This window comes from Pseudomonas sp. CK-NBRI-02 (genome assembly GCF_008124495.1).
GTDB lineage: Bacteria > Pseudomonadota > Gammaproteobacteria > Pseudomonadales > Pseudomonadaceae > Aquipseudomonas > Aquipseudomonas guariconensis.
Genome location: NZ_VSJH01000006.1, coordinates 107,087 through 124,761, shown reverse-complemented (window position 1 = coordinate 124,761; position 17,675 = coordinate 107,087). Strand labels below are relative to the sequence as shown.

Here is a 17,675-nt window from a genome sequence, read left to right as displayed (position 1 = left end):
GCGGATTGCCCGGCTAGGCGGCTCCTGTAACGATGTAGGCAGGGGCCGGTTCGCCGGGCCGGTTTTTTTCGGTGGGCCGAGCAGGCGCGCCGTTCGAATGGATAGAGGAAAGCATGAGCAAGCAGATTCTGATTCTCCCAGGTGATGGTATCGGCCCGGAAATCATGGCCGAGGCGGTCAAGGTGCTGGAGCTGGCCAACGACAAGTTCCAGCTCGGCGTCACCCTGGAGCACGACGTGATCGGCGGCGCCGCCATCGACAAGCATGGCATTCCGCTGGCCGACGAGACCCTGGAGCGCGCACGCAAGGCCGATGCCGTGCTGCTCGGCGCGGTCGGCGGGCCCAAGTGGGACAAGCTTGAGCGTGATATCCGTCCAGAGCGCGGCCTGCTCAAGATCCGTTCGCAGCTGGGCCTGTTCGCCAACCTGCGCCCGGCCATCCTCTATCCGCAATTGGCCGATGCCTCCTCGCTCAAGCCGGAAATCGTCGCGGGCCTGGATATCCTTATCGTCCGCGAGCTGACCGGCGGTATCTACTTCGGTGCGCCACGTGGTCAGCGCGAGCTGGAAGGTGGCGAGCGCCAGGCCTACGACACGCTGCCGTACAGCGAAAGTGAAGTGCGCCGCATTGCCCGCGTCGGCTTCGACATGGCCCGCGTGCGCGGCAAGAAGCTGTGCTCGGTGGACAAGGCCAACGTGCTCGCTTCCAGCCAACTGTGGCGTGAAGTGGTCGAGGAGGTGGCCAAGGATTACCCGGACGTCGAACTCAGCCACATGTACGTCGACAATGCCGCCATGCAGCTGGTCCGCGCGCCCAAGCAGTTCGACGTGATGGTGACCGACAACATGTTCGGTGACATTCTGTCGGATGAAGCTTCCATGCTGACCGGTTCCATCGGCATGCTGCCGTCTGCGTCCCTCGATGCCAACAACAAAGGCATGTACGAGCCTTGCCACGGTTCGGCGCCGGACATCGCAGGCCTTGGCATTGCCAACCCGCTCGCGACCATTCTGTCGGTGTCGATGATGCTGCGCTACACCTTCAACCAGGTGGTTGCCGCCGACGCGATCGAGAAGGCTGTCAGCGTGGTATTGGATCAGGGCCTGCGTACCGGCGACATTTGGTCGGCCGGCTGCAGCAAGGTAGGTACGCAGGAAATGGGCGACGCAGTAGTCGCAGCGCTGCGGAATCTGTAATCTCTCTGGCCCGCCATCGTCTTCCCTTCGATGGCGGCCCACTTTTAGCAAAGGTGTAGTTGCGATGAAACGTGTAGGTCTGATCGGTTGGCGAGGTATGGTCGGTTCCGTGCTCATGCAGCGGATGCTGGAGGAGCAGGATTTCGACCTCATCGAGCCGGTGTTCTTCACCACGTCCAACGTGGGTGGCCAGGGTCCGAATGTGGGCAAGGACATTGCTCCGCTCAAGGACGCCTATAGCATTGAAGAGCTCAAGACCCTCGACGTCATCCTGACCTGCCAGGGTGGCGACTACACCAACGAAGTCTTCCCCAAGCTGCGTGAAGCCGGCTGGCAGGGTTACTGGATCGACGCTGCTTCGTCCCTGCGCATGCAGGATGACGCCGTGATCATCCTTGATCCGGTCAACCGCAAAGTCATCGACCAGCAGCTCGACGCCGGCACCAAGAACTACATCGGCGGCAACTGCACTGTCAGCTTGATGTTGATGGGCCTGGGTGGTCTGTTCGAAGCGGGCCTGGTCGAGTGGATGAGCGCCATGACCTATCAGGCCGCCTCCGGCGCCGGTGCGCAGAATATGCGCGAGCTGATCAAGCAGATGGGGGGGATCCATGCGGCGGTCGCTGATGACCTGGCCAACCCGGCCAGTGCCATCCTTGACATCGACCGCAAGGTTGCCGAGACCATGCGCGGCGAAGCCTTCCCGACCGAGAACTTCGGCGTACCGCTGGCAGGCAGCCTGATCCCCTGGATCGACAAAGAGCTGCCGAACGGCCAGAGCCGTGAGGAATGGAAAGCCCAGGCCGAGACCAACAAGATCCTGGGACGCTTCAAGAACCCGATCCCGGTCGACGGCATCTGCGTGCGCATCGGCGCCATGCGTTGCCACAGCCAGGCGCTGACCATCAAGCTGAACAAAGACGTGCCGCTGGCGGATATCGAAGGCATGATCAGCCAGCACAATCCATGGGTGAAGCTGGTGCCGAACCAGCGTGAGATCAGCATGCAGGAACTGAGCCCGACCAAGGTGACTGGCACCCTGAACGTGCCGGTTGGCCGTCTGCGCAAGCTGAACATGGGTTCTCAGTACCTGGGGGCCTTCACGGTCGGTGACCAACTGCTGTGGGGCGCTGCCGAGCCGCTGCGTCGCATGTTGCGGATCCTGCTCGAGCGTTGATCGCACCTTTGCTTTGACCGAGAACCCACGCCTGGCGTGGGTTTTCTGTTTCTGAGGCGGGTGTTGGTGTTGCGAGGTGGAGGGCATATCCACTTGATAGGGTGACGCTAGTTCACCATTGCGCCGTAAAGGCGCAAAGCGCCAGTGGCGCCCCCACAAAAAATGGATATGCTCAAAACTCCAAGCGCCCAAGCCCAAGCAAAACTACTCCCCATCGCCCAATCCAAGTAAAGTGCCGCACCCTAAGTTCCACCAGAAGGACCCAACCATGCCCCAGCCCATAGACATCGCCATCATCGGCGCCACCGGCAGCGTCGGCGAAACCCTCGTCCAGATCCTCGAGGAACTCGAATTCCCCGTCGCTACCCTGCACTTGCTGGCCAGTATGGAATCCGCTGGCAGCAACATGATGTTCGCGGGCAAGAAACTGCGCGTCCGGGAGGTCGACAGTTTCGACTTCTCTCAGGTCAAGTTGGCGTTCTTCGCCGCAAGCCCCGCAGTCACCCGTAGTTTTGCTCCCAAGGCCCAGCAGGCCGGTTGCTCTGTGATCGACCTGTCCGGAGGACTGGAGCGGGCATTGGCTTTGGTCCCGGAAGCCAACGGGGACAAGGTTGCCCAGCTCAAGCATCCCGCGCTGATTGCCAGCCCCAGTGCAGCGGCCGTCGCGCTGGCGGTGGCGCTGGCCCCGCTCAAAGGCTTGCTCGACATCGAGCGGGTACAGGTGATGGCTAGCCTGGCCGTGTCGGCCCAAGGCCGGGAGGCGGTGAGCGAACTGGCCCGACAGACAGCCGAACTGCTCAATGCCAGGCCGCTGGAGCCGCGCTTCTTCGATCGTCAGGTCGCTTTCAATGTGTTGGCGCGGGTCGGTGCCGCCGACGAGCACGGTCATACCAGCCTGGAGCGGCGATTGGTCGATGAGTTGCGTGTGCTGCTCGACCTGCCGGCGCTGAAAATCTCCGTGAGCTGCGTTCAAGTCCCGGTGTTTTATGGCGATAGCTTCAGTGTGGCGGTGCAGAGCCGTCGCCCGGTCGACCTGGTCGCGGTCAATGAGGCGCTCGAGGCTGCACAAGGTATCGAGCTGGTCGAGCCGGATGATTATCCGACGGCTGTCGGCGACGCAGTGGGGCAAGACGTGGTCTATGTTGGTCGTGTACGCCATGGCATCGACGAGCAGGAACAACTCAACCTTTGGCTGACGACCGATAACGTGCGCAAAGGGGCCGCCCTTAACGCCGTGCAAGTGGCCGGATTGTTGATAAAAGACATGGTGTAAAAGATACTGGCGCGTACTTTTGTCCTACACCACACGCAGGTCTAGGGACGATTCTTAGAAGGGAAGAGGTCATGCTTCGAATTCGCAAACTGGTTCTGGCCATGGCAGCAGCCTCGGCGCTGTCGTCGGGCATGGCCAATGCCCTCGGGTTGGGTGAGCTGACCCTCAAGTCGGCGCAGAACCAGCCGCTGGACGCCGAGATCGAACTGCTCGACGTGCGTGACCTCACCACTGCCGAAGTGGCGCCGAGCCTGGCACCGCCGGAAGAATTCGCCAAGGCTGGGGTGCCTTACCCTTCCTATCTCGAAGACCTGACCTTCACGCCGGTGATCAACCCAAACGGTAAGAGTGTGTTGCGGGTGACTTCCAGCCAGCCGCTGCCGGCACCGGTGGTGAAATTCCTGGTCCAGGTGATGTGGCCCCAAGGTCGCCTGCTGCGTGACTACAACATGCTGCTCGATCAGCCCAAGGCTCAGGGCGAGGCGGCTTCCGCCGCTGGTATCGCGCCGGCGGTCAGTGGCGCGGGTCGCTACACCACCAAGCGGCGCGATACGCTTTGGCAGATTGCCGCGCGTAACACCCAGGGCGGCTCGGTCCAGCAGACCATGTTGGCTATCCAGGCCTTGAATCCGGATGCTTTCATCGGCAACAACATCAACCAGCTCAAGGTCGGGCAGGTGCTGCGCCTGCCTGACCAGCAGCAAATCCAGAACATCCCACAGGGCGAGGCCATTCGCGAAGTTGCCGAGCAGTACGCTGCCTGGCGTGAAGGTCGACGCCTGGGCCCGCGGGCCCGTCAGCTGGACGCGACCCGCCGAGGCGCTGCCGAGGCCGCACCGGCGCGCATCGCCCAAGGTGACAACCTGCGCCTGGTCAGCCCGGATGCCAAGGGCGCTGCGGGCGATGCCAAGGCGCTCAGCGACAAGCTGGCCGTGGCTCAGGAGAGCCTCGACACCAGCCGACGTGACAACGAAGAACTCAAAAGCCGCATGGCAGACCTGCAGAGCCAGTTGGACAAGCTGCAGCGTCTGATCCAGCTCAAGAACGATCAACTGGCCCGCCTCGAAGCCCAGGGTGCTGCAGCGCAGCCCCCTGCTGCAGCGGCCTTGCCAGGCGAGCCAGCTCCTGCGCAGCCTGCGGTCAGTGCCCAGCTGACGCCGGCCGAGCCCGTAGTCGAGCCGGCGCCGGCAGCGGTGGACACGGCGCCTGTGGTCAAGGAAACCCCTTATCAAGGCGTGCTCGACGAGCTGCTTGGCAACCCGCTGTTGCTAGGGTTGCTGGCCGGTTCGACTTTCCTGGTGTTGCTGTTGTTGCTGCTGCTTCTGGCGCGCAAGCGCAAGGCTCAGCAGGAAGCGGAGAAACACTTGCGCATGGCGCGGGCTCTGGCTGAGGAAAATGAGCGCGGCCCTGACCTGAACATGCCGCCGGGCAGCTTCGATGACCTGGAGGTGTCGGCACCTAGCGTGACGCTGTCTCCCGCCGTGGTCGCAGCCTCCGCAGCGGCTGCCGTTGCCGCGGAGAAACCGGCTGCACCGGCACCGGAGCCCGCCCCTGCAATTTCGCCTGCGCCAGTGACCGATCCGTTGGCCGGCCTGCTGGTCGAGGTCGACCAGAGCTTGGCGCAAGGCCGTCTGAACCACGCCGCTGACTTGCTCGAGCCGGCGCTGGCCGCTCACCCCGAGCGCGGCGACCTGCGTCTTAAGCTGATGGAAGTCTATGCCCGTCAGGGCGATCAGAACGCGTTCGCCAACGAGGAGCGCCAACTGGCGCCGACCGAGCAGAACAAGGCCGAAGTCGAGTCGCTCAAAGAGCGTTTCCCGGCGATGGTTGCAGTGGCCGCTGCAGGCCTTGGTGCCGCAGCCCTGGCTGCCGAAATGGACGCGCAGTACGTTCAGGACCTGCTGCAGGAAAGCACGGATGATGTCGCTGAAGGCAAACCTGCGCCAGAGCCCGAGCCAGAAGCCGTTACCCAGGTCGAGGCGGAGCCACAGCCGGAGCCTGAGCAGGACGCGATCATCGAGGCGCCAGCTATCGATGAAAGCGATCTGGACAGCGCCTTCGATCTCAGCTTGGATGATGACCTTCCTGCGGATGCGGCGCTTGAGCTGCCGCAAGAGTCCGTGGTCGCCGAAGAACCCGTTCTGGACAGTGCCGAACCTGTCGCACCCCAGACCGATGCCGACGAAGATTTCGAAGCCTTGCTCGAACAGGCCCAGGTCCAGACCGAACCACAAAGCCTGGACGATCTGGCCGACTTCGATCTGGACATTGGCGAGGCGCAGTCGCCGGAGCCTGCTCCAGTGGAGACCGAAGAGGCACCGGTGGATGTGGCGGCTGAGTTGGCGGCCTTCGACGAGATTCCAGAGTTCGATCCAATCTCCGAACTGGAACTGCCGGAAGACTTCGACCTGTCCCTGTCGCTGGACGATGAGTCGCCTGCGGCCAAGAGCTTTGCCTCGGAGCTCGACGACGTCAACGCCGAGCTGGACAAGCTTTCCCAGAGCCTTGAGTCGCCTTCGCTCGAGCCGCATTTCACCGCCGAAGATGCCGCCCAGGAGCTTGATCCGCTGGATGACCTGGACTTCGACTTCTTCTCCGGCGCTGACGAAGTGGCGACCAAGCTGGATCTTGCTCGCGCTTACATCGACATGGGCGACCACCAAGGCGCGCGAGACATCCTCGACGAAGTGGTCAAGGATGGTGATGACAACCAGCGCCAGGAAGCCGAGGAAATGCTTTCGCGCCTGGTGTAGTGACCTTCCCGAGGCCTGGCCCATTCCCACGCGCGCAGCACAGGTGGGGCGGGCCCGCCTGTCAAGGTAGCGCCGCTGTAATACGGCCGGTCCCCCGATAACGGCAGCCCTTGTGGCTGCCGTTGCCGTTATAATGCCGGCCTTTCGTTCCATCCACAGGTTTCAGGTTCTTGGACATCAACGACATCGAGGCAGCCGAATCGGCAGCCGAAGGCTACTCCCGCATCGCCTTGGGCGTGGAATACAAAGGCTCGCGCTACCGTGGCTGGCAGCGTCAGGCCAGTGGCGTGCCAAGCGTCCAGCAAGCCTTGGAGCAAGCGCTGTCGACGGTGGCCAACGAGCCAATCTCGGTGATCTGTGCCGGGCGCACCGACGCCGGAGTGCATGGCTGTGGCCAGATCGTTCATTTCGATACCCGCGCGGTGCGCGATGAGCGCGCCTGGACCATGGGCACCAACTTCAATCTGCCCAATGACATCAGTGTCACCTGGGCACGGCCGATGCCTGCGAATTTCCATGCCCGGTTCAAGGCCGTGGCACGGCGCTATCGTTATGTCATCTACAACGACCCGATCCGCCCCGCGCACCTGGCCGAGGAGGTCACTTGGAACCATCGGCCGCTGGATGTCGAGCGCATGGCCGAGGCGGCGCAGTTCCTGCTGGGGACCCATGACTTCAGCGCGTTCCGGGCCAGCCAGTGCCAGGCCAAGTCGCCGATCAAGCACATCTATCACCTGCGCGTCACTCGCCACGGCAAGATGATCGTGCTGGACGTTCGCGCCACGGCGTTCCTCCATCACATGGTGCGTAACATCGCCGGTGTGCTGATGACCATCGGTGCGGGCGAGCGCCCCGTGACCTGGGCGCGCGAGGTGCTCGAAGGACGCAATCGTCGCGAGGGCGGGGTAACGGCCCACCCCTACGGCCTATATCTGGTCCAGGTGGAATACCCCGAGGTCTTCGCCTTGCCGCAACGTTACATCGGTCCACACTTTCTCACCGGGTACGAAGCATTGGCAGACTGACGGGCGAAACGTCATTTGCTACCATCCGGCCTTTAACCGCCCACTCAAGGTCCGCCGTCCATGAGCAACGTTCGCAGCAAGATCTGCGGGATTACCCGCATCGAGGACGCCCTGGCGGCCGCCGAAGCCGGTGCCGATGCTATCGGCTTGGTCTTTTATGCCAAGAGCCCGCGTGCGGTGGATGTGCGCCAGGCGCGTGCGATCATCGCCGAGCTGCCACCATTCGTGACTACGGTGGGCTTGTTCGTCAATGCATCGCGGTGCGAGCTCAACGAGATTCTCGAGGTGGTGCCGCTGGACCTGCTACAGTTCCACGGCGACGAAACCCCGGCCGATTGCGAGGGTTACCATCGGCCCTGGATCAAAGCGCTGCGGGTGCGCCCTGGCGATGACCTGCATGCTGCCTGCCAACACTATGCAGGGGCTCGAGGTATTCTCCTGGACACCTACGTGCCGGGCGTGCCGGGCGGCACTGGCGAGGCCTTCGACTGGTCGCTGGTACCTGCTTCGCTGAGCAAGCCGATCATCTTGGCCGGTGGCCTGTCCGCGGATAACGTCGGTCAGGCCATCGCCCAGGTGCGCCCCTACGCCGTGGATGTCAGCGGCGGGGTTGAGCAGGCCAAGGGCATCAAGGACGCGGCGAAGATCGAAGCCTTCATGCGTGCGGTGAAGCAGGCGTGACGATGGATGTGACGGCTGCCCGCGCGGCATCGTCCATAGCTTTCGCAGCCCGGTGCTGCCAAGCCTGTTCCTTGGACAGGTGGTGCGGATCGCCGGCATGACAGATTGACGATGGCCCGACCGCCAGGTCGGCTCCGCTTCAATGCGGGCCCCGGACCGGGTCATCATCGTTTCATTGAAGAACATGAGCTCAAGGGCAGGGCATGGCCGGCCAGACCGGCCCCCGCCCACCGATACTGGAGAAAGAAAGCATGAGCAACTGGTTAGTCGACAAACTGATCCCTTCGATCATGCGTTCCGAGGTGAAGAAGAGCTCGGTGCCTGAGGGCCTGTGGCACAAGTGCCCGGCATGCGAGTCCGTGCTGTATCGTCCGGAGCTGGAAAAGACCCTGGATGTCTGCCCCAAGTGTAACCACCACATGCGCATCGGCGCCCGTGCTCGTATCGACATCTTCCTCGACCCCGAGGGGCGTGCCGAGCTGGGGGCTGACCTCGAGCCTGTGGATCGCCTTAAATTCCGTGACGGCAAGAAGTACAAGGATCGCCTGACGGCAGCCCAGAAGCAGACTGGCGAGAAGGACGCGCTGATTTCCATGAGCGGCACCCTGATGGGCATGCCGATCGTGGTCAGCGCCTTCGAGTTCTCCTTCATGGGGGGCTCCATGGGCGCCATCGTGGGCGAGCGCTTCGTACGTGCCGCCAACTACGCCTTGGAAAACCGCTGCCCGATGGTCTGCTTCTCCGCTTCGGGCGGCGCGCGCATGCAAGAGGCCCTGATTTCGCTGATGCAGATGGCCAAGACTTCGGCTGTGCTGGCCCGCCTGCGGGAAGAAGGCATTCCGTTCATCTCGGTACTGACCGACCCGGTCTACGGCGGTGTTTCCGCAAGCCTGGCGATGCTCGGCGACGTCATCGTCGGTGAGCCGAAGGCGCTGATCGGCTTCGCCGGTCCTCGCGTGATCGAGCAGACCGTCCGCGAGAAGCTGCCGGAAGGCTTCCAGCGCAGCGAATTCCTGCTCGAGCACGGTGCCATCGATCTGATCATCTCCCGTGGCGAGCTGCGTCCGCGTCTTGCCCGCCTGCTGGCCCAGATGACCGGCCAGGCGACTCCGGCGCAAGCCCTTGAGGCGGCTGCCGTCGCGTGATGAGCACTCGCACTCTGGGTGACTGGCTCGCCTACCTCGAGCAGTTGCACCCATCGGCCATCGACATGGGGCTGGAGCGTTCGCAGCAGGTGGCGGCGCGGCTCGGGTTAGGCAAGCTGGCGCCCCGGGTGGTGACGGTTACCGGTACCAACGGCAAAGGCTCGACCTGCGCATTCGTGGCATCACTGCTCCGGATGCAGGGGCTTAAAGTCGGCGTGTACAGCTCGCCTCACTTGTTGCGTTACAACGAGCGGGTGCGCATCGACGGAGCCGACGCCAGCGATGAACGCCTGTGCGAGGCGTTCGCTGCCGTGGAGGCAGCCCGTGGCGAGATCTCCCTGACCTACTTCGAGATGGGTACGCTGGCGGCGTTCTGGCTGTTCCAGCAGTCCGCGCTGGATGCCGTGGTGCTCGAGGTCGGCCTGGGTGGCCGTCTGGATGCGGTCAACCTGATCGACGCGGACCTGGCGTTGGTCACCAGCATCGGCGTGGATCACGCCGATTACCTGGGCAATACCCGCGAATCCGTTGCCTTCGAAAAGGCGGGGATCTTCCGTCAGGGCAAGCCGGCCCTGTGTGGCGATCTGAACCCGCCACAGCCTTTGCTGGACAAGGCGCGTGAACTTGCTTGCCCGTTCCTGCTGCGGGGTCGCGATTTCGATCTTGCAACCACTGACCAGCACTGGCAGTGGCGTGGCAGCCGGCTCGACGGCAGCAGCGTGGAACTGCATGACCTGCCTTTGCTTGACCTGCCGATGGAGAATGCCGCCCTGGCGCTGCAGGCCTACTTGCTGATGGGCTTGCCTTTCGAGGCTGGGCAGATACGCCAGGCGCTGCTCGATACCCAGGTTACCGGTCGTCTGGACCGCCGCACGGTGCAGTGGCAAGGCCGGCGTCTGGAGCTGTTGCTGGATGTGGGGCACAACCCCCATGCTGCCGAATACCTGGCTGCCCGTTTGGCCGCGCGCCCGATCAAGGGGCGTCGCCTGGCGGTGTTCGGCCTGCTCGCCGACAAGGATCTGGAGGGCGTGATCGCGCCGCTCAAGGGCGTTGTCGATGAATGGGCGGTGGCACCGCTGCAAACGCCACGCAGTCGTCCGGCCGCGGAGCTGGTAGCAGCCTTGACGAACGTCGGTGCAGCGGTGAAGTCTTATGCCAGCATCGATGCGGCCCTTGAGGGGCAATGCGCGCAGGCGACGGCGGACGATCAGATCCTGCTGTTCGGTTCGTTTTTCTGTGTTGGCCAAGCCCTGGAATGGCTAGAGCGGCAAGCTCCGGAGGAGTAGATGGCAGTGCTGGATAAAGGGATCAAGCAGCGCATGGTGGGTGCGTTGGTGCTGGTGGCGCTGGCGGTGATTTTCCTGCCGATGCTGTTCACCCGCGAAGACGAGATGCGTCAAGTGCGTGTCGAGGCGCCTGAGGCGCCTGCCATGCCGAGCTTGCCGCAGGTGCAGGTCGAGCCTGTGCAGGTACCGGAGCCCCAGCCATTGCCCGACGTGTCGGAGCCGGTGCCGGAGCAGCCACCTGTGGTGGTCAACGAATCCAGTGCGCCGATGACCACGCCGAGCCAGCCGATCACGCCATCACCGACCCAGGCCGCCCAGGCACCAGCTCCCAAGCTTGCACCAACGCCCACGCCGAAGGCCGAGACGCGTCCGGCCGCCACGCCTGCACCTGCAGCGACAGCCAGCACTACCAAGCCAGCCGCGCCCTCCAAGGTCGATGTCAATGGTCTACCGGTGAGCTGGTCGATCCAGTTGGCCAGTCTTTCCAATCGCGCTGGCGCCGACAATCTGCAAAAAACCCTGCGCAGCCAGGGCTACAACGCCTATATCCGTGCTGCCGACGGCATGAATCGTGTCTATGTCGGGCCACTGATCGAGCGGGCCGAGGCTGAGCGCCTGCGGGATGTGATCAATCGCCAGCACAACCTCAAGGGCTTTGTGGTGCGCTTCCAGCCAGAGCGCAACTGATCCAGAATGCCTGCGCAGCCTGTCCCGGCTGCGCAGGCTTGCACCCGGACCTGCGTCGCCAGAGGCAAAGTCGCCCTAATGGGCTGACATTCCGCTTACCCCAAACCCGCCGCTCTGGTAAAATGCGCCGCCTCAAACGTCGGCAGGCAACACCGTGGCATTTACCTGGGTCGATTGGGCGATCATCGCGATCATCGCCATTTCCTCACTGATCAGTCTCAAGCGCGGCTTCGTCAAGGAAGCCTTGTCCCTGCTCATCTGGATCATTGCCGGTGCGGTCGCCTGGATGTTCGGCGGCTCCCTTTCGCAGTATCTTGAAAGCTATATCCAGACGCCATCGGCACGCATCATTGCCGGCTGCGCCATTCTTTTCGTCGCCACCTTGCTGGTGGGGGCCATGATCAACTTCCTTATCGGCGAGCTTATTCGCGTGACCGGGCTGTCCGGCACCGATCGTTTCCTCGGCATGGCCTTCGGAGCTGCGCGCGGGGCCTTGCTGGTGGTGGTGGCCATTGGGCTGTTGAGCCTGGGGCCGGTACAACAGGATCCGTGGTGGCAGGAGTCGCGCCTGATACCACAGTTTCTATTGGTCGCTGACTGGTCCAAGAACCTGATTCTGGGATTCACCGGTCAATGGATGTCCAGTGGGATCAGCGCACCGGCTGATCTTCCGTTCAAGGAACAGTTGCTCGGGCCCACCAGGCCTTGAGCGCTTTTCAATCAAGTTTCATCAAAGTAGGGGTTGCGTCGCATGTGTGGCATCGTCGGTATCGTCGGTAAGTCGAACGTCAATCAGGCGCTGTATGACGCGCTAACCGTGCTCCAGCACCGCGGCCAGGACGCTGCCGGTATCGTGACCAGCCACGACGGCCGGTTGTTCCTGCGCAAGGATAACGGCCTGGTACGTGATGTCTTCCAGCAGCGCCACATGCAGCGCCTGGTCGGTCACATGGGCATTGGCCATGTCCGCTACCCGACCGCGGGCAGCTCCACCTCGGCCGAGGCTCAGCCGTTCTATGTCAACTCGCCCTATGGCATCACCCTGGCGCACAACGGCAACCTGACCAACGTCGAGCAACTGGCCAAGGAGATCTACGAATCGGATCTGCGCCACGTCAACACCAACTCCGACTCGGAAGTGCTGCTCAACGTGTTCGCCCATGAGCTGGCCGTGCGCGGCAAGCTGCAGCCGACCGAGGAAGACGTGTTCGCCGCGGTCTCCCACGTGCACAGCCGCTGTGTCGGTGGCTACGCTGTGGTGGCGATGGTTACCGGCTATGGCATCGTCGGCTTCCGTGACCCCAACGGTATCCGTCCGGTCGTGTTCGGTCAGCGTCATACCGACGAGGGCGTCGAGTACATGATTGCCTCCGAAAGCGTTGCCCTGGATGTGCTCGGTTTCACCCTGATCCGTGACCTGGCGCCGGGCGAAGCGGTGTACATCACCGAGGAAGGCCAGCTGTTCACCAAGCAGTGCGCCAACAACCCTAAACTTCAGCCGTGCATCTTCGAACATGTCTACCTGGCCCGCCCGGACTCGATCATGGACGGCGTCTCGGTGTACAAGGCGCGCCTGCGCATGGGTGAGAAGCTGGCCGAGAAGATCCAGCGTGAGCGCCCCGATCACGACATCGATGTGGTCATCCCGATCCCGGACACCAGCCGTACCGCTGCCCTGGAGCTGGCCAACCACCTGGGTGTGAAGTTCCGCGAAGGCTTCGTCAAGAACCGTTATATCGGCCGGACCTTCATCATGCCCGGCCAGGCCGCACGCAAGAAATCGGTGCGCCAGAAGCTCAATGCCATCGAGCTGGAATTCCGCGGCAAGAACGTGATGCTGGTGGACGACTCCATCGTGCGCGGCACCACCTGCAAGCAGATCATCCAGATGGCCCGCGAAGCCGGTGCCAAGAATGTCTACTTCTGCTCCGCGGCCCCCGCGGTGCGCTATCCCAACGTCTACGGCATCGACATGCCGAGCGCTCACGAACTGATCGCCCACAACCGTACCACCGAACAGGTGGCCGAGTTGATCGGCGCCGACTGGCTGGTCTACCAGGACCTGCCTGACCTGATCGAATCGGTCGGTGGCGGCAAGATCAAGATCGAGCACTTCGATTGCGCGGTGTTCAATGGTGAATACGTCACCGGCGACATCGACGAAGCCTACCTTGAGCGTATCGAGCAGCAGCGCAACGATTTGGCCAAGGCGAAGAATCAGGCTGTCAGCGCGATCATCGACCTCTACAACAACTGATTTGGGAGCGACGGCATGACCGATCAATGGGATGCCGGTCGACTGGACAGTGACCTCGAGGGTGTCGGTTTCGACACCCTGGCGGTGCGCGCCGGTCAGAACCGTACACCGGAAGCCGAGCACAGCGAAGCGCTGTTCCTGACCTCCAGTTATGTCTTCCGCACGGCCGCCGATGCGGCTGCGCGCTTTGCTGGCGAAACACCCGGCAACGTCTATTCGCGTTACACCAACCCGTCAGTACGCGCTTTCGAGGAACGTCTGGCGGCCATGGAAGGCGCCGAGCAGGCCGTGGGGACCTCTACCGGCATGGCCGCGATCCTGGCCGTGGTGATGTCCCTGTGCAGCGCCGGTGATCATGTGCTGGTGTCGCAGAGCGTGTTCGGCTCGACCATCAGCCTGTTCGAGAAGTACTTCAAGCGTTTCGGCGTGCAGGTGGACTACGTGCCGTTGGTCGACCTCAGCGGGTGGGAAAAGGCCATCAAGGCCAACACCAAGCTGCTGATCGTCGAGTCACCGTCCAACCCGCTGGCCGAACTGGTCGATATCGCCGCACTGGCCGAAATCGCCCACGCCCGCGGCGCGATGCTGGTCGTGGATAACTGCTTCAGTACCCCGGCATTGCAGCAGCCACTCAAGCTCGGTGCCGATATCGTCTTCCACTCCGCGACCAAGTTCATCGACGGCCAGGGCCGTTGCATGGGTGGCGTGGTGGCTGGGCGCAGCGAGCAGATGAAAGAAGTGGTGGGCTTCCTGAGGACCGCCGGCCCGACGCTCAGCCCGTTCAACGCCTGGATCTTCACCAAAGGTCTGGAAACGCTGAAGCTGCGTATGCGCGCCCACTGCGAAAGTGCCCAAGCGTTGGCAGAGTGGCTGGAGAAGCAGGAGGGTGTGGAGAAGGTTCATTACGCCGGACTACCTAGCCATCCGCAACACGAACTGGCTAAGCGCCAGATGAGTGGTTTCGGCGCGGTGGTCAGTTTCGAGGTCAAGGGGGGCAAAGAGGGCGCGTGGCGCTTCATCGATGCGACCCGCGTGATTTCCATCACCACCAACCTGGGTGACAGCAAAACCACCATCGCTCACCCTGCTACCACCTCCCATGGGCGTCTGACGCCGCAGGAGCGTGAAGCCGCAGGCATCCGCGACAGCCTGATCCGCGTCGCTGTCGGCCTGGAAGACGTGGCTGACCTGCAAGCCGATCTGGCCCGCGGTCTGGCGGCGCTGTGATCGACTGGAAGGGCGGTGAGCCGGGCCACAATGGTCGGGTCGCCTTGGTCACCGGTGCCGCTCGCGGCATCGGACTGGGCATCGCCGCTTGGCTGATCTGCGAAGGTTGGCAGGTGGTGCTCAGCGACCTGGACCGCGTGCGGGGTTCCAAAGTGGCCAAGGCCCTTGGCGACAATGCCTGGTTCGTGTCTATGGATGTCGCCGACGAGGCCCAGGTCAGCGCTGGCGTCTCTGAGGTGCTGGCGCAGTTCGGCCGTCTGGATGCCTTGGTCTGCAATGCGGCTATCGCCAATCCACACAACCAGACCCTGGAGAGCCTGTCGTTGTCCCAGTGGAACAGGGTGCTGGCGGTCAACCTCAACGGGCCGATGCTGCTGGCCAAGCATTGTGCGCCCTACCTGCGCGCCCATGGCGGGGCCATTGTCAACCTGACATCCACCCGGGCCCGGCAGTCAGAGCCGGACACCGAGGCCTATGCGGCGAGCAAGGGTGGCCTGTTGGCGTTGACCCATGCACTGGCCATGAGCCTTGGGCCGGAGATTCGCGTCAATGCGGTCAGCCCTGGCTGGATCGACGCCCGGGACCCTTCCCAGCGCCGTGCCGAACCGCTGACCGAGGCTGATCATGCCCAGCATCCTGCGGGCAGGGTAGGGACGGTGGAGGATGTCGCGGCGTTGGTGGCCTGGCTGTTGTCACGCCAGGCAGGGTTCGTCACCGGCCAGGAGTTCGTGGTCGATGGCGGGATGAGCCGCAAAATGATCTACACCTGAGCTGCAGGCTTTTAGCCACAAGCTGCAAGAGGGGACCGTGAGGTCCCTTCGTCATTTGTGGGACAGGACTACTTGCTACAGCGGCAGGCGTTTCCTTGTCGCTTGCCACTCGCAGCTTGTAGCTTTTTCGGCCTTTTTGAAAAAAAATCCAATGGGGCTATTGACTTAGCTTCGGTACCTGCGTAAATTTCGCGGCCTCAGCGAAGCAAACGCACCAAGCAACACTGCGAGGGTGATTAGCTCAGCCGGGAGAGCATCTGCCTTACAAGCAGAGGGTCGGCGGTTCGATCCCGTCATCACCCACCACTTCCTGAGATGTTCCTGACCCAGGAGACTTCGTAAGAAGCTTCCTAATTGAGAGGAACCGGACGCAAGTCCATATGCGCAGCGGTAGTTCAGTCGGTTAGAATACCGGCCTGTCACGCCGGGGGTCGCGGGTTCGAGTCCCGTCCGCTGCGCCATATTCGCTTCGAGGTCCCATGAACACCTTGAAGCAACAATCAAAGCGATCAGCGTGTCGCTTTTTTTGTGCCTGCCTTTCCCGGCCTGTCACGCCGGGGGTCGCGGGTTCGAGTCCCGTCCGCTGCGCCACTTTTTCTTCAGATGGGTGTCATCACCGGTCTGAGGTCTGAAGGCCAAGAGCACTTCAGGCCGATCCCAGTTTCAATCAGGTGAAAGCCTGAACGATACGCAGCGGTAGTTCAGTCGGTTAGAATACCGGCCTGTCACGCCGGGGGTCGCGGGTTCGAGTCCCGTCCGCTGCGCCATATTCGCTTCGAGGTCCCATGAACACCTTGAAGCAACAATCAAAGCGATCAGCGTGTCGCTTTTTTTGTGCCTGCCTTTCGAGCCGTGATCGAAAGGGGGATCCCAGTTTCAATCAGGCGCAAGCCTGAGCGATACGCAGCGGTAGTTCAGTCGGTTAGAATACCGGCCTGTCACGCCGGGGGTCGCGGGTTCGAGTCCCGTCCGCTGCGCCATCTTCGCTTCGAGGCTCCATGAACACCTCGAAGCAACACGAAAGCGACCTTAGGGTCGCTTTTTTGCTTTCTGGGCCCGCCTCACTCAAGTGGGCCTGCTTGTCGATTATATGAATTTTGCCCAGCCAAGCGTGCAACGCGGTTTCAGTGATGAGCCATGTGTTGCACAATAGGCGCAGTTTGTCCTACCCGGAATCCATGATGTCCAGAACCTCCGTCTTCGGTGCGCTCGGGCTAGCCCTTGTGCTGGCGGGCGTATCCGGTTGCTCCTCGAAGAAGCCCGCCATCTACGAGCACGAAAACTTCGACGACTCGGGCACGTTTTCGCGCAGCTTCCCGGTCAGCGAAGCTGGCTCGTGCGAGGCAGCCCGGCGTGCGCTGCTCAGTCAGGGTTACATCATCACCAGCAGCGGTGCCAACCAGATCGCGGGTAACAAGAGTTTCCAGCAGAACGCCGAGAATCACCTGCAGATCAGCTTCAACATCACCTGTGTCCCGGACAGCGGTGATGAGCAGCGCTCCACCATGTTCGCCAACGCCCTGCAGGATCGTTATGCGCTGAAGAAATCCAACACCTCTGCGAGCCTTGGCGTGGGCGTGCTGGGTTCGGTATCCATGCCTATCGGTTCGACTGACGATTCCATGGTCAAGGTGGCCAGCGAGACAGTCACTGCGCCGCAGTTCTACGAGCGCTATTTCGCCTTGGTCGAAAGTTACCTGCCAAAGCCTAAGAAAGTGAAAAAGGCCGAGCCCAAGGTCGAGACGCCCAAGTCCGAAAAGCCGGCTGCTGATCTGGGGCTGCCAGAGCAGACCTCTACACAGCCTGTGGCCGCGCCGCTCGCGGTCAGCGCACCGGCTTCGACAGCTGAGCCCGTACCGCCCCCAGCCCCCGTGGCAGCCCCAGTTGCAGCCCCAGCACCCGCAGCCCTCGCGGCGCCTGCCAGCGAAGTACCGGCGGCCCCCATGGTCGATGATAGCCAGGGCTCGCAGCCTGTCACCCCGCCTGCCGAACCTGCGCCGATCCAGGTGCAGCAGGAGGCTCCTGCAACCGAGGCGGCGCCTGCGCCTTTGTAGAGGCGATCACCTAACTTCCCGAACGTCGGCTACGTTTACCTTTCATAAACCTGTCATGAAACCTTCATCCGTCCCGCTTAGCGTGACGGCATGACCGAACAGATGAATGAGAAGAGGAAGCAAGCCAATGGATGACTATCAGGA

At 62.6% G+C, this 17,675-nt stretch carries 13 protein-coding genes, 4 tRNA genes and 1 pseudogene; all 18 read left to right on the top strand.

Annotated features, from left to right (window positions below):
• The first annotated feature begins 113 nt into the window (after nt 1-113).
• Nucleotides 114-1,196, top strand: coding sequence for a 3-isopropylmalate dehydrogenase (leuB, locus tag DQ397_RS04895; RefSeq protein WP_043206840.1), 1,083 nt, complete (start codon nt 114-116; stop codon nt 1,194-1,196).
• 64 nt (nt 1,197-1,260) lie between these two features.
• A complete protein-coding gene (gene asd, locus DQ397_RS04890) occupies nt 1,261-2,373 on the top strand; it encodes an aspartate-semialdehyde dehydrogenase (protein WP_043206838.1) in 1,113 nt (370 codons plus the stop codon).
• A 268-nt stretch (nt 2,374-2,641) separates the two neighbouring features.
• On the top strand, nt 2,642-3,646 hold the full coding sequence (locus tag DQ397_RS04885; protein WP_043206834.1) for an aspartate-semialdehyde dehydrogenase: 1,005 nt from the start codon (nt 2,642-2,644) through the stop codon (nt 3,644-3,646).
• A gap of 71 nt (nt 3,647-3,717) precedes the next feature.
• Complete coding sequence (locus tag DQ397_RS04880; RefSeq protein WP_043206831.1) at nt 3,718-6,399, top strand: FimV/HubP family polar landmark protein; 2,682 nt, start codon at nt 3,718-3,720, stop codon at nt 6,397-6,399.
• 170 nt (nt 6,400-6,569) lie between these two features.
• The gene (gene truA / locus DQ397_RS04875) at nt 6,570-7,424 is read left to right on the top strand and encodes a tRNA pseudouridine(38-40) synthase TruA (protein ID WP_043206829.1); all 855 of its coding nucleotides are present in this window, start codon (nt 6,570-6,572) and stop codon (nt 7,422-7,424) included.
• A 60-nt stretch (nt 7,425-7,484) separates the two neighbouring features.
• On the top strand, nt 7,485-8,105 hold the full coding sequence (locus tag DQ397_RS04870) for a phosphoribosylanthranilate isomerase (protein ID WP_043206825.1): 621 nt from the start codon (nt 7,485-7,487) through the stop codon (nt 8,103-8,105).
• 251 nt (nt 8,106-8,356) lie between these two features.
• On the top strand, nt 8,357-9,250 hold the full coding sequence (accD, locus tag DQ397_RS04865) for an acetyl-CoA carboxylase, carboxyltransferase subunit beta (RefSeq protein WP_043206823.1): 894 nt from the start codon (nt 8,357-8,359) through the stop codon (nt 9,248-9,250).
• Nucleotides 9,250-10,553, top strand: a pseudogene (gene folC / locus DQ397_RS04860) (bifunctional tetrahydrofolate synthase/dihydrofolate synthase). Before accD ends, folC begins: the two are co-directional and overlap by 1 nt.
• Complete coding sequence (locus DQ397_RS04855) at nt 10,537-11,223, top strand: SPOR domain-containing protein (RefSeq protein ID WP_043206821.1); 687 nt, start codon at nt 10,537-10,539, stop codon at nt 11,221-11,223. Before folC ends, DQ397_RS04855 begins: the two are co-directional and overlap by 17 nt.
• 154 nt (nt 11,224-11,377) lie before the next feature.
• Nucleotides 11,378-11,932: a CvpA family protein gene (locus DQ397_RS04850; RefSeq protein WP_043206819.1), complete on the top strand. Its 555-nt coding sequence runs from the start codon at nt 11,378-11,380 to the stop codon at nt 11,930-11,932.
• A gap of 42 nt (nt 11,933-11,974) precedes the next feature.
• Nucleotides 11,975-13,480: an amidophosphoribosyltransferase gene (gene purF, locus DQ397_RS04845; RefSeq protein ID WP_043206817.1), complete on the top strand. Its 1,506-nt coding sequence runs from the start codon at nt 11,975-11,977 to the stop codon at nt 13,478-13,480.
• A 15-nt stretch (nt 13,481-13,495) separates the two neighbouring features.
• On the top strand, nt 13,496-14,707 hold the full coding sequence (locus DQ397_RS04840; protein ID WP_043206813.1) for an O-succinylhomoserine sulfhydrylase: 1,212 nt from the start codon (nt 13,496-13,498) through the stop codon (nt 14,705-14,707).
• Entirely contained in the window at nt 14,704-15,477 is a 774-nt protein-coding gene (locus tag DQ397_RS04835) for an SDR family oxidoreductase (RefSeq protein WP_043206810.1), read from the top strand. Before DQ397_RS04840 ends, DQ397_RS04835 begins: the two co-directional genes overlap by 4 nt.
• Nucleotides 15,478-15,707: 230 nt before the next feature.
• A tRNA-Val gene (locus tag DQ397_RS04830) sits at nt 15,708-15,783 on the top strand.
• 78 nt (nt 15,784-15,861) lie between these two features.
• A tRNA-Asp gene (locus DQ397_RS04825) sits at nt 15,862-15,938 on the top strand.
• A gap of 229 nt (nt 15,939-16,167) precedes the next feature.
• Nucleotides 16,168-16,244, top strand: a tRNA-Asp gene (locus DQ397_RS04820).
• A gap of 136 nt (nt 16,245-16,380) precedes the next feature.
• Nucleotides 16,381-16,457: transfer RNA gene (locus tag DQ397_RS04815), tRNA-Asp, on the top strand.
• Between the two features lie 201 nt (nt 16,458-16,658).
• Nucleotides 16,659-17,531: a DUF2242 domain-containing protein gene (locus DQ397_RS04810; RefSeq protein ID WP_043206808.1), complete on the top strand. Its 873-nt coding sequence runs from the start codon at nt 16,659-16,661 to the stop codon at nt 17,529-17,531.
• Nucleotides 17,532-17,675 lie beyond the last annotated feature (144 nt).

Coding starts and splice junctions, on each gene's coding strand:
- leuB (WP_043206840.1), top strand. CDS start 114: ATGAGCAAGCAGATTCTGATTCTCCCAGGTGATGGTATCGGCCCGGAA.
- asd (WP_043206838.1), top strand. CDS start 1,261: ATGAAACGTGTAGGTCTGATCGGTTGGCGAGGTATGGTCGGTTCCGTG.
- DQ397_RS04885 (WP_043206834.1), top strand. CDS start 2,642: ATGCCCCAGCCCATAGACATCGCCATCATCGGCGCCACCGGCAGCGTC.
- DQ397_RS04880 (WP_043206831.1), top strand. CDS start 3,718: ATGCTTCGAATTCGCAAACTGGTTCTGGCCATGGCAGCAGCCTCGGCG.
- DQ397_RS04870 (WP_043206825.1), top strand. CDS start 7,485: ATGAGCAACGTTCGCAGCAAGATCTGCGGGATTACCCGCATCGAGGAC.
- accD (WP_043206823.1), top strand. CDS start 8,357: ATGAGCAACTGGTTAGTCGACAAACTGATCCCTTCGATCATGCGTTCC.
- DQ397_RS04855 (WP_043206821.1), top strand. CDS start 10,537: ATGGCAGTGCTGGATAAAGGGATCAAGCAGCGCATGGTGGGTGCGTTG.
- purF (WP_043206817.1), top strand. CDS start 11,975: ATGTGTGGCATCGTCGGTATCGTCGGTAAGTCGAACGTCAATCAGGCG.
- DQ397_RS04840 (WP_043206813.1), top strand. CDS start 13,496: ATGACCGATCAATGGGATGCCGGTCGACTGGACAGTGACCTCGAGGGT.
- DQ397_RS04810 (WP_043206808.1), top strand. CDS start 16,659: ATGTCCAGAACCTCCGTCTTCGGTGCGCTCGGGCTAGCCCTTGTGCTG.